Annotated in this window: 8 protein-coding genes and 1 pseudogene; 8 read left to right on the forward strand and 1 reads right to left on the reverse strand. The window is 40.6% G+C overall.

Annotated features, from left to right (window positions below; all coding sequences use genetic code 11):
* Position 1 precedes the first annotated feature (1 nt).
* From ACX1N5_RS14845 to ACX1N5_RS14855, 3 genes are read left to right on the forward strand one after another with little or no spacing between them, the layout of a single operon-like run.
* The gene (locus ACX1N5_RS14845) at positions 2–1,756 is read left to right on the forward strand and encodes an FAD-dependent oxidoreductase (protein ID WP_458803311.1); all 1,755 of its coding nucleotides are present in this window, start codon (positions 2–4) and stop codon (positions 1,754–1,756) included.
* A 26-nt stretch (positions 1,757–1,782) separates the two neighbouring features.
* Positions 1,783–3,534 (forward strand): FAD-dependent oxidoreductase, encoded by a 1,752-nt coding sequence (locus tag ACX1N5_RS14850; protein WP_458803313.1) that lies wholly within the window; start codon positions 1,783–1,785, stop codon positions 3,532–3,534.
* Positions 3,531–4,148 (forward strand): NIPSNAP family protein, encoded by a 618-nt coding sequence (locus ACX1N5_RS14855; protein ID WP_458803315.1) that lies wholly within the window; start codon positions 3,531–3,533, stop codon positions 4,146–4,148. Before ACX1N5_RS14850 ends, ACX1N5_RS14855 begins: the two co-directional genes overlap by 4 nt.
* A gap of 237 nt (positions 4,149–4,385) precedes the next feature.
* Here the strand turns inward: ACX1N5_RS14855 and ACX1N5_RS14860 are convergent, their stop codons facing one another.
* Positions 4,386–5,000 carry a TetR/AcrR family transcriptional regulator gene (locus ACX1N5_RS14860; protein WP_035365673.1) on the reverse strand — a complete coding sequence of 205 codons (615 nt, stop codon included), beginning with the start codon at positions 4,998–5,000 and terminating at the stop codon, positions 4,386–4,388.
* A 424-nt stretch (positions 5,001–5,424) separates the two neighbouring features.
* Here ACX1N5_RS14860 and ACX1N5_RS14865 point away from each other — a divergent pair, with 424 nt between their 5' ends.
* The 5 genes and pseudogenes from ACX1N5_RS14865 to ACX1N5_RS14885 all read left to right on the forward strand — a co-directional run.
* Complete coding sequence (locus ACX1N5_RS14865; protein ID WP_458803317.1) at positions 5,425–7,206, forward strand: acyl-CoA dehydrogenase C-terminal domain-containing protein; 1,782 nt, start codon at positions 5,425–5,427, stop codon at positions 7,204–7,206.
* Positions 7,207–7,376: 170 nt separating this feature from the next.
* Entirely contained in the window at positions 7,377–8,546 is a 1,170-nt protein-coding gene (locus ACX1N5_RS14870) for a thiolase family protein (RefSeq protein ID WP_458803319.1), read from the forward strand.
* A gap of 79 nt (positions 8,547–8,625) precedes the next feature.
* Positions 8,626–10,119, forward strand: a complete 1,494-nt coding sequence (locus ACX1N5_RS14875) for a succinate CoA transferase (protein ID WP_458803321.1) — start codon at positions 8,626–8,628, stop codon at positions 10,117–10,119.
* Positions 10,120–10,592: 473 nt separating this feature from the next.
* The gene (locus ACX1N5_RS14880; protein ID WP_458803323.1) at positions 10,593–11,948 is read left to right on the forward strand and encodes an aromatic acid/H+ symport family MFS transporter; all 1,356 of its coding nucleotides are present in this window, start codon (positions 10,593–10,595) and stop codon (positions 11,946–11,948) included.
* A 45-nt stretch (positions 11,949–11,993) separates the two neighbouring features.
* Positions 11,994–12,167: pseudogene (locus tag ACX1N5_RS14885) on the forward strand (OprD family outer membrane porin); the annotation flags it as partial.

Raw genomic sequence — 12,167 nt, forward strand, 5'->3', positions numbered from 1 at the left:
TATGAACGCGTCAACTCAACACGATTTTACTGCTTTGACGGCAAAGTTCCGCCATCAATATGAATGTGATGTTTTGGTCATCGGTTCTGGGGCAGGTGGACTTTCTACTGCAGTGACCGCGGCAACTCAGGGTTTAAATGTTATCGTTGCTGAAAAAGCAACCGTATTTGGTGGAACCACTGCGGTTTCAGGTGGCTGGCTTTGGATTCCTAATACACCACAGGCAAAGCATGCTGGGCAAGCTGAGCCGATTGAAACACCGAAACAATATCTTAAAAATGTGCTTGGTGAAAAATACGATGAATCACGTATTCATACTTATGTGACTAAAGCACCTGAAATGGTTGATTTTTTTGAAAAATCAAGCAGTGTGAAATTTAATATTGGTGCTGCTGTACCTGATTTTTTTAATCTGGAAGGTTCGCGTGTCGGTTGGCGTTCTATCGTTGCTGCACCATTTGATGGGCGTGAATTAGGTTCAAACTTACATTTATTAAAACCTGCTATTCCAGAAACCACCGTTTGGGGAATGGGGATTGCTTCAGGTGTAGATATGAAGCATTTTATTAATACATTTAATGCAGTGCCTTCATTTCTTTACGCGACTAAACGTGTGCTACGGCATTTTTTCGATTTGTTATTTCGACATCGTTCCACACAAATTGTAAATGGCAATGCCTTAGTTGCACGATTATTGAAATCTGCCTTAGATCAGAATGTTCAGTTATTGGCGAATCACTCAGCAACGCAATTAATCGATGAAAATGGCAAAGTTTCAGGGGCTATTTTTAAAACACCTGAAGGTTTAGTTCAGATCAAGGCAAAACATGGTGTGGTTTTGGCAACAGGCGGTTTTCCACATGATGATGAACGTAAACTTAAACTATTTCAGCATGTTGCTGATGGTACACCACATTTTTCGGCTGCGCCTGAAACTAATACAGGTGATGGTTTAAAACTTGCTGAAAGTGTCGGTGCAGAAGTTGATACCACCTTGTCATGCAATGCTGCATGGGCACCTGTATCACTTATGCCTCGTTTGGATGGCACATTAGGTCGTTTTCCACATCTGGTTGAACGTGGTAAACCAGGATTAATTGCGGTACTTCCAACTGGAAAACGCTTTACCAATGAAGGCGATTCTTATCCTGCATTTATTAAAGACTTATTTAAACATACACAAAAAGGTGATTTGGCACGTTGCTGGCTAATTTGTGACCATAAGTTTATTCGGCGATATGGCTTAGGTGCAGTCAAGCCATTTCCCATCTCCATGCAACCTTGGATTGATAATGGTTATTTGAAACAAGCGAATAGCATCGAAAGTTTGGCAAAAATTTGCCAAATAGATGTCACGACATTCAAAAATACCATCGTGAACTATAACGTTGATGCACATAAAGGCGTAGATCGTGAATTTGGTCGTGGCACAACACCATACCAAAAAGCACAAGGCGATCATGAGCAAAAACCTAATCCATGTATTGCGCCAATTGAAAAAGGTCCTTTTTATGCGGTTGAAATTGTTCCTGGCAGTTTAGGTACTTTTGCAGGATTAATTACAGACAATGATGCTTGCGTTCTCGATAAAAACACGCACTTACCGATTCAAGGCTTATATGCCGTGGGTAATGACATGAATTCTATCATGGGAGGGCAATATCCAAGTGGTGGAATTACCTTAGGACCCGCAATGACATTTGGTTATATCGCAGCAAATCATTTGGTTAAACAAGCTCATACGAAGAAAGCATAAAACAGGCAAGCAAAAGGAAAAATGACATGGAACAGGTTGTTGATTTATTGGTCATTGGTGCTGGTGCTGCGGGAATGTCTGCTGCATTATTTGCAAAATTAAACGGACTAGATGTCTTGTTGTGCGAAAAGGCCAGTCAAGTCGGAGGAACATCTGCAACTTCAGGAGGTACGATTTGGGCACCTGGGACAGCACAAAGCCAGAAAGCAGGTGTACCTGATCATATTGAAGATGCACGAGCCTTTTTAAAATCAGTGGTTGCAGATCGTGGCGGGGAAAAAATCCGTGAAGCATTTTTAGCTTCTAGTCCCAAAATGATTCAAGAATTAGAAGATAAAACATCCGTAAAACTGAATGTTTGCCTTGCTCATCCTGATTATGTCAAAAATCAACCTGGTGAAGCGGTTGGCGGGCGCGCCTTCGCACCTGCTGAATTTGATGCAAGTGTATTGGGTTCAGACTTTAAATATGTACGTCCACCACGCCCTGAGTTTATGGGCTTGGGAGGGATGATGGTGAATCGTAATGAATTGAATGCCTTGTTAAAGCCATTTTCATCAGGCAAAAATTTTATGACTACGATGAGCGTTGTTTTGCCTTACTTCCTGTCACGGTTACGTTATCCAAGGGGTACCCGTTTGGTGATGGGTAATGCTCTGGTCGGCAGCCTTTTTTATAACCTTAAACAAAAAAATGTGCCTGTCTGGTTAGATTCGCCATTACAAGAACTGATAGTTGAAAATGGAAAAATTACAGGTGCAAAAATTACACGAAATGGAAAAACCGTTACTGTAAGAACTCATCAAGGTGTTGTTTTAGCAACAGGCGGCATCGGTTGGAATCAAAAGTTACGTCAAAAATTATTCCCTAAAGGGTTAATCGAAGAGTCACTTTCCCCAATGTCGAATACAGGTGATGGTCTAATAACAGCAATGCAAATTGGGGCAAAGCTTGATCCATCTGTAGAGAGTAGCGTTTTGTATTTTCCATGTTCCATTCATACCCATAAAGATGGTTATAAAGCCATTTGGCCGCATATTATTTTAGATCGCGCAAAACCAGGTGTGATTGCAGTAAATACAGATGGTAAGCGCTTCGTGAATGAAGCAGATTCTTATCATGATTTCTGTATGGCACAAATTGCATCAAATCAAGGTAAAGACAAAATTAAGTCTTATCTGATTTGTGATCATACGGCTATTCAAAAATATGGCTTAGGTTTTGTGCTTCCTGGTGCAAAAAAACTCGATTATTTTTTACGTGAAAAATATTTATATGCAGCAGATACCCTTCAAGAACTTGCACAAAAAGTGGGGATCAACCCGAATAACTTAGAGCAAACCGTTAAACGTTATAACCATTTCGTTGAGCAAAGTGTCGATACAGATTTTGCTAAAGGCACAGGGGTAATGAACCGCTTTAACGGTGATGCTGAAGTTCAACCAAACCCATGTTTAGGCAAACTGGAAACAGGGCCTTACTACGCACTTGAAGTGATTCCGATGGACTGTGCCAGTAGTGGTGGTTTGGCAGGCGATGAATTTGGTCGGGTTCTCGATCAAAACAACCAAGTGATTCAAGGCTTGTTTGCCTGTGGTAATGACTTGTCTTCAATCTTCAAAGGAACTTATCCAGGACCTGGCACAACCCTTGGTCCAGCAATGGTTTTTGCGTGGAGAATTGCTCAATTTGCAGCAGGAAAGCTACGCGAAAATACAAATGAAAATGCAACTTTAACTCAGCCACAAAATTTACAGCAGGAGCGTCAATCCGCATGAAACTTTATGAATTAATCAATATCACCATCAAAATGGGTACAGCAGGCATAGTGGCTCAAGGTATTCAGGAATACTATGCTGCAAGTGGAGTAAAAGGAACATTATTTGGTGTATGGTTTTCAGATATCGGTCAGTTAAACCAAGTTGTTGTTTTACGTGGTTTTGATACTAAAGAAGATCAAGATGCTGAAGATGCTCGTTTAGCAACTCAAGAAAATTTATTTAACTCAAGTGAAAATATCATTGATTATTCAGTTGAGCATTTTGCAGGATTTGATTTTTTACCAGAAATTGAGCAAGGAAAATTTGGCCCTGTGTATGAAATTCGCACTTATGAACTCAAACATGGTGGCGTACCTCATGTACTTGAAGCGTGGAAAAATGCGGTACCGACCCGTACTGAATATTCGAAATTGACCGTTGCAATGTATGCACTGGATGGAACACCGCGAATTGTGAGTATTTGGCCATACGCATCGTTAAATGAACGTTCAGAAATTCGTGCGAAATCTGTGGCTGATGGTATTTGGCCACCTAAAGGTGGGCCACAATGGTTGACACATCAAATGAAGTCAATTATTGCATTACCAACCTCTGTTTCACCATTGCAATAATTGCACTGACAGTATTGATCTACAAAAAAGCTCGCTCTACATGGGTGAGCTTTTTGTAAATTGAGTCATTCGGTTTTTAAAATAGAAAATAAATAAAATCAAATATATGGTTTAAAAATCATTGTAATACATCATCATAATATTCTTTTCATAAGCCTCTCTATCTTTCTATGGGAGAAAGATGGAAAGAGTGTAAGTCGTTATGAAAGAATTTAGTGTCTGTGACTACTCAATCGATTAATGCAAGTCCAATGAGGTTAAACGGTCGGGAATCATCAATGCCTGATCAATATACAGTTTGACCAAACGCTCACGGGAACCGATTGATTTTTGATAATAGGTTGAATTTAATAATAATGATGCGCCATAAGTGACTGTCCAGATATAAGACAGATAATCACGAATTGACATATTGCTATTCAAAAGATGAAGATAGTCTTTGGTAATATCCTTGATTTCAATAATTCGTTCTTCGCGTATTTTGTATAATTCTTCAAACAGGGGTTTTAGATTGCGCTCATTATTGGTTAGGCGCTCTTCAATATTATGCAATAAAATTGTTCTACTGGAATTTAACATATTGTATAACATGTACTTAAACACATAGACTTTAATGTCATGATTATATTTTTTGGAAATTTCCAATAATCTCTTTTCGTTTAAGATAATTAGCTCAAGATATAATTGATTTTTACTTTTAAAATGCTTGTAGATTGTACCTTTGGCAATATCCAGTTCTAATGCTATATCGTTTAAGCTGATTTCCTGATTATTTTCTAATAGTAAAGTCTCAGCCATCATTAAAATATTATTTTTACGTTCCAGAAATTTCTGTTGGCGGGTTGGACTCACTTTTCTTTCTTTTTGCAGATCTTGCGGAACTGAATCTAGCTTATTGAAAGATTGAGTCATTTTAGAGTCCATTGACTGATCCATAGGTTTTTAAATTGTATAATAAATTTGCTAAAAAAACTAAAATTTTGAAAAAAGTGAACTCTAGAGATCAATATTTTGGATTTAAATAAAAACTCATCTAACATCCTAATGGTTTGGATTTTTGAGTGTGGATTTAGACCATTTTAAAATCATATTGAATACATGAAAGTCTTCAATCATATTTTTAAAAACTCAAATAAATTCAAATACTTTAATTATATTAATTGATAATGATACTCATCAGAATGGAATTGATTTTTTTAATCAAAAGATCGCTGATGTCATCAAGACCGCTTGGGTAACATTGCTTGAGCCTAAAAAAGTGATTCAGGAAGGAAAAATGCCAATTTATAACGCGCCTCTCAAAGATATGGACTTTATTTTAAACGATGTATTTAACGCAGAAGCATTCTGGCAAGCACATGAAAAAATTGCACATTTGGATATGCAAACAGCAAATGCAATTTTAGAAGAAATGGCAAAGTTTTCTAAAGGTACACTTCTGGATTTGAATCGTTCCGCAGATGAAGAAGGCGGTGCACAATTTCATCAAGGTGAAGTAAAAACGCCGCAAGGTTTTAAAGCAGCATTTCAACAGTATGCTGAAGGTGGCTGGATCGGGTTGGGTGCAGAAGAAGAATGGGGTGGTCAGAACATTCCAAAAATGTTGACTGTTCTGGTGGATGAAATGATTTTTGCCACCAACCCATCGTTTATGTTGTATCCGTTACTGACTGTTGGTGCGGGAATGGCGCTGAATAACTGCGCTTCGCAGCAGCAAAAAGAAACTTATTTACCAAAAATGTATACAGGGGAATGGTCAGGAACCATGTGCCTGACTGAACCGCATGCGGGTACCGATCTTGGGATCATTAAAACCAAGGCTGAGCCAAATGCTGATGGTTCATACCAGATCACAGGCACTAAAATCTTTATTACCAGTGGTGAACATGACCTCTGTGAGAACATTATTCATTTAGTTTTGGCTAAAACACCAAGTGCGCCTGCGGGTTCACGTGGTATTTCCATGTTTATTGTGCCGAAATTTATGGTCAATGAAGATGGTAGTTTAGGTGAGCGCAACAGTGTTGCTGCAGGCTCTATTGAGCACAAAATGGGAATTAAAGGTTCATCTACTTGTGTTATGAACTTCGATGCTGCAAAAGGTTTCTTGGTCGGTCAGGAAAATGAAGGCTTGGCGGCTATGTTTGTCATGATGAACTATGAACGTTTATCTATGGGAATTCAAGGACTTGGCGCTTCAGAATTTGCTTATCAAAATGCTGCCCAATATGCGACAGATCGTTTGCAGGGGCGCAGTGCTACAGGCGTACAATCTCCTGAAAAACCAGCAGATTCGATTTTGGTACACGGTGATGTTCGCCGCATGTTGCTCAATGCGCGTGCCAATAATGAGGCATCACGTGCATTTGCAGTCTATGTGGGTCAGCAACTGGACATGACCAAGTTTGCTCACGATCCAGCAAGTGTACAACGAGCCAATGATCGGGTTGCTTTACTTACACCGATTGCCAAAGCTTATTTGACCGATACCGCATTGGATGCCGTTTTAGATGCACAAATGTGTTTCGGTGGGCATGGTTATATTCGTGAATGGGGCATGGAGCAGTGTGTACGTGATTTGCGTATTGCTCAGATTTATGAGGGGACCAATGGTGTACAGGCACAAGACTTGATTGGGCGAAAAACCATTAAGAATCAGGGTGCACTGATCGCAGATTATATTGCCGAGATTCGTGATTTTGTGCAGCAACTCGATGATAGCCTGGTGATTAAAACAGCAACACTGGATGCATGTACACAAGTTGAAAAGACTACCCAGTTTATTTTAGAACAGGCAAAAAACCATCCAGAGTTTGCCAATGGCATTGCAGTTGATTATTTGCATGCGGTTGGTCTCATGAGTTTTGCCTATATGTTTGCCCGCATTACACATGCAGCTCAGGAAAAACCAGAAGAGTTTTACCAGCATAAACTGGTACTGGCACAGTACTATGCAGAGAAATGCTTGCCACAACTGGCTTCGCATATTGCCAAAATTCAGGCGGGCACAGCAACGTTAATGCAGTTACCAGAAGCGTATTTCACAGCACAAGCATAAAAAATTGATTCACTATAGGATGAGAAATCAAAATTTTTCATCCTATAACAAGACAAAATTAGAGGTCACGATTGACTCAGAAATGATTCAAAGTCATTGATCTATAAATCAGTAAGGATATTGAGTCCGAAGATTTGAACTCTAATGAACGTAATAAGGATATAAAAACGATGATTGTTATTTTAAGTGCAGTACGTACAGCCATGGGAAGTTTTCAGGGGGTACTGTCACCACTTACTACGCCAGAGCTTGGTGCGGTGGTCGTTCGCGAAGCGGTACAGGTTTCAGGTATACAACCTGCACAAGTCGATGAAGTTATTTTGGGTTGTGTGCTCCCTGCAGGCGTGAAGCAAGCACCTGCACGTCAGGCCATGCGTCAGGCAGGTTTGGCAGATACAACGCCAGCAACCACGATTAATAAAGTTTGTGGTTCGGGTATGAAAGCGGTCATGCAAGCTGCCGATAGCATTCGTGCAGGTTCAGCCCAGATCATCGTAGCGGGCGGCATGGAGTCCATGAGCAATGCGCCTTATCTGCTGGATAAAGCCCGCAGTGGTTATCGCATGGGGCATGGAAAAGTCACCGATCACATGTTTCAGGAAGGTCTGGAAGATGCTGAAACAGGTCTGTCGATGGGGATTTTGGCACAGGACATGGCAGACCAAAAAGGCTATAGTCGTGAGCAACAAGACCAGTATGCAATCGAGTCCCTGAACCGCGCTATTCATGCTACCCAACAGGGATATTTTCAAGCGGAAATTGTGCCTGTGCAGATCAAAGGGCGAAAAGGCGAGATTACGGTTGATCAGGATGAACAGCCGCTCAATGCCAAAATTGACAAAATCAGCACATTGCGCCCTGCCTTTAAAAAAGATGGCACGATTACTGCCGCCAATGCCAGCTCAATTTCAGATGGTGCTTCGGCACTGGTCATTACGTCAGAGCAATATGCACAAGCTCAGGGCTTAAACCCTTTAGCCAAGATTTTGGCGTACGCTTCACATGCACAGCATCCTTCAGAATTTACCATTGCACCTGTTGGGGCGATTGAGAAAGTTTTAAAACAGACAGGATGGTCGACGCAAGAAGTTGATTTGTGGGAAATTAACGAAGCCTTTGCCATGGTGACAATGGCCGCTATAGATGCGTTTGAACTGGAGCACGATAAAGTCAATATCCATGGTGGTGCTTGTGCTCTCGGGCATCCATTAGGCTCATCGGGTTCACGAATTATCGTCACTTTAATTCATGCCTTAAAACGTACTGGTGGTAAAAAAGGAATTGCAGCATTATGTATCGGCGGTGGAGAAGCCACTGCGATAGCAATCGAATTGGTTTAATACAAATAAACAAGGAAATTCCGTTTAAACATAACGATAAAAACGGAATCAGAATTCAAACGATATTGGGATATTAGAAATGTTAAATGGTTTGGAGCGTATTCGTCTAGCTAGTCTGCATGACAAAGTGGTGCCTGTTGAGCAGGCAATTCAATTGATCCGAGACGGCTCAGTCGTTGGAATGAGCGGTTTCGGTGGTGCAGGCGAGGCAAAAACGGTGCCTTTGGCACTGGCAGATTATGCTCAGCAGCATCCACTAAAAATTACCCTTGCGACAGGTGCCAGTCTTGGTAATCGGATTGATGGGCATTTAAGTCAGGCGCATGCACTGGCTCGTCGCTATCCATATCAGGCAGACCCTGATTTGCGTCAAGCCATCAACCAAGGCGAAGTGATGTATATAGATCAGCATTTATCTGAAATGGCTGAAAATATTCGTCACCAAAACCTGCCACGCATTAATGTCGCAGTCATTGCAGCAACTGCAATTACCGAAACAGGGCAGATTATTCCGACGGCTTCTTGTGGTAACTCGGCTAATTTTGTGGAAATGGCAGATCAGGTCATTATCGAAATTGACTGTACCATTAGCCCTGAATTTGAAGGTGCGCATGATGTTTATGTGCCTGCAACTCGCCCAAATCGCCAGCCTATTCCGTTAGTCAATGCCAGCAACCGCATTGGCACATTAGGCATAGAGGTCGATCCAGCCAAAATAGCCGCGATTGTGATCAATCATCTGCCTGATACGTCTTTTAAAATGGATGAACCTGATGCTGATACCTTGGCGATTGCCCAGCATTTAATTCATTTCTTTGAACAGGAAGTGGCATCAGGTCGTTTGCCTGAAAATCTGGGGCCATTACAGTCGGGTGTCGGTTCAATTGCCAACGCAGTTTTCGCAGAATTTCAGCATTCAAATTTTCATGATTTGGAAATGTATTCTGAGGTATTGCAAGACTGCACATTCGGACTCATTGATTCGGGGAAAATGACATTTGCTTCGGGTAGCTCCATGACTTTGTCAGAACCATGTGCCGCGCATGTCATGAAAAATTTTGACATGTATAAAGACAAGATTGTGCTGCGCCCTCAGGAAATTTCCAACAACCCTGAAATTATCCGTCGCTTAGGCATCATCGCCATCAATACCGCATTGGAGTTCGATATTTACGGTAACGTTAACTCGACCCACGTGTCAGGCACAAAAATGATGAATGGTATTGGTGGATCAGGTGATTTTACCCGCAATGCGCATCTGGCGATTTTTGTGACCAAATCGATTGCTAAAAATGGTGCCATTTCCTCAGTAGTTCCGATGGTCAGCCATTGTGACCATATTGAGCATGATGTGGATATTTTGGTGACTGAACAAGGTCTGGCAGATTTGCGTGGTTTGGCACCTCGTGAGCGAGCGCGTAAAATTATTACGTGTTGTGCACACCCAAGTTACCAAAAATCGCTGTTAGATTATTTTGAACGTGCTTGTGCTTTAGGCGGGCATACTCCGCATTTACTGCGTGAAGCATTGTCATGGCATGCTAACTTTGTGGAAACAGGGCGAATGCAATAAGTTTATATATTTTAAATCCATATGATTCGTTGCTGTTTTTTTAGCAACAGTATTTACTTGATTTTTATCATATTAGATGGGCATTATGCCCATCTTGTATTTTATCTGATGAAAGATGAATAAATTTTTAACTCAATTTAATATAATAATATAAAAATCAATTCACTAAATTAATTTAAATCGCAAAATTCAACACGTTTGGCATCTTGTATAAAGCTTATGTTTTAGATTTGCGATGTCATGACTTTCTCTGATAAAACTTCATAATAAAAGAATATAAATCATCTTTTATAAGCTCATCCTGAGCTCATTTTTCGCAAAATAATACGGGTTTTGTGCGCTGAAATTTTTATAAAATATTCTTTTTTCAATACTTTAAAGACATAAAGATATATCAATTTGGTTTTTGACTCTAACCCAATAACAAAATAATTTACTTACAAAATAAAACGATACTTCACAGGAGGTGAGGGATGAACAAAGTCAATATCAATGACATTGTTGACAAGGCCAGCTTTACTGCTTTTCATTGGAAAGTTTTAATGTGGTGTTTATTGATTATTATCTTTGATGGATATGATCTGGTTATTTATGGTGTTGTGCTTCCATTATTAATGAAACAGTGGTCACTCACAACCGTTGAGGCAGGGTTACTTGCCAGTGCAGCTTTATTTGGCATGATGTTTGGTGCCATGATTTTCGGAACAATTTCAGACAAGTTAGGGCGTAAAAAAGCTATCTTAATTTGTGTATCTTTATTTAGCGGATTTACTTTTATTGGGTCTTTTGCCACAGGTCCAGCGGAATTTGCCGGTCTGCGTTTTATGGCTGGACTCGGTATTGGTGGTGTCATGCCAAATGTCGTGGCTCTCATGACCGAATATGCACCTAAAAAAATCCGCAGCACTTTAGTCGCGATTATGTTCAGTGGTTATGCGATTGGTGGCATGACATCGGCGCTGCTTGGTGCATGGCTAGTAAAAGATATGGGATGGCAAATCATGTTTTTGATTGCTGGTATTCCACTTTTGCTCCTTCCTTTGATCTGGAAATTTTTACCTGAATCTTTAGCTTTTCTGGTGAAATCTAACCGTGATGATCAAGCTCAAAGTATTGTCAGAAAACTTGCCCCACAAACGGAGCTAACGATCGATACACAGTTAGTACTTAATGAAAATACCGTGACAGAAGCGCCTGTTCGCGCACTCTTCCAACAAGGGCGCACATTTAGCACATTTATGTTCTGGATTGCATTCTTTATGTGTCTGTTAATGGTTTATGCATTAGGAAGCTGGTTACCAAAACTGATGTTACAAGCTGGCTATTCATTAGGTGCCAGTATGTTATTCCTCTTTGCTCTAAATATTGGAGGAATGGTTGGTGCGATTGGTGGTGGTGCGCTTGCAGATAAATTTCATTTAAAACCAGTATTGACCAGTATGTTTGTCATTGGTGCTGCTGCCTTGATCTTACTTGGATTTAATAGCCCACAATTTGTTTTATACACCCTTATTGCGATCGCTGGAGCCGCAACAATTGGTTCGCAAATCTTACTGTATACCTTTGTTGCACAGTTTTACCCAACTGCAGTTCGTTCAACAGGGATGGGATGGGCATCTGGTATTGGGCGGATTGGAGCCATTATCGGTCCAGTTTTAACAGGTGCATTACTTACATTTGAGTTACCTCACCAAATGAACTTTATAGCAATTGCCATACCTGGCCTTCTTGCCGCACTCGCTATCTTTTTGGTGAATTTAAAAGCTTCTGTTGCTGCACAGTCAGCTCCTGATTTTTCTCTTCAATCATCATCTCTTACTGAGTCGTAAAAATCGGTGCGCCTAGGACTGGCGCACCCTTATTGGAAATGGATTATGCGCTTATTACCATGTTTTAAATCACAATATTTAGCCGCTTCAACCCTATTCTTCATAGGTGGAATATCAAGTTCTATGCTTTTTGCAGCAGATTCGTTGGGACAGCCAAACGAGGATGAATGGAAATTCACGCTGAAAAATGCCTACATCAACCGTGACTATGAAAATCCT

It is taken from the genome of Acinetobacter sp. ANC 4636 (assembly GCF_054454555.1).

Excerpts from the sequence above, each read along its gene's own strand:
- ACX1N5_RS14845 (WP_458803311.1), top strand. The coding sequence starts at position 2 with ATGAACGCGTCAACTCAACACGATTTTACTGCTTTGACGGCAAAGTTC.
- ACX1N5_RS14850 (WP_458803313.1), top strand. The coding sequence starts at position 1,783 with ATGGAACAGGTTGTTGATTTATTGGTCATTGGTGCTGGTGCTGCGGGA.
- ACX1N5_RS14855 (WP_458803315.1), top strand. The coding sequence starts at position 3,531 with ATGAAACTTTATGAATTAATCAATATCACCATCAAAATGGGTACAGCA.
- ACX1N5_RS14865 (WP_458803317.1), top strand. The coding sequence starts at position 5,425 with ATGCCAATTTATAACGCGCCTCTCAAAGATATGGACTTTATTTTAAAC.
- ACX1N5_RS14870 (WP_458803319.1), top strand. The coding sequence starts at position 7,377 with ATGATTGTTATTTTAAGTGCAGTACGTACAGCCATGGGAAGTTTTCAG.
- ACX1N5_RS14875 (WP_458803321.1), top strand. The coding sequence starts at position 8,626 with ATGTTAAATGGTTTGGAGCGTATTCGTCTAGCTAGTCTGCATGACAAA.
- ACX1N5_RS14880 (WP_458803323.1), top strand. The coding sequence starts at position 10,593 with ATGAACAAAGTCAATATCAATGACATTGTTGACAAGGCCAGCTTTACT.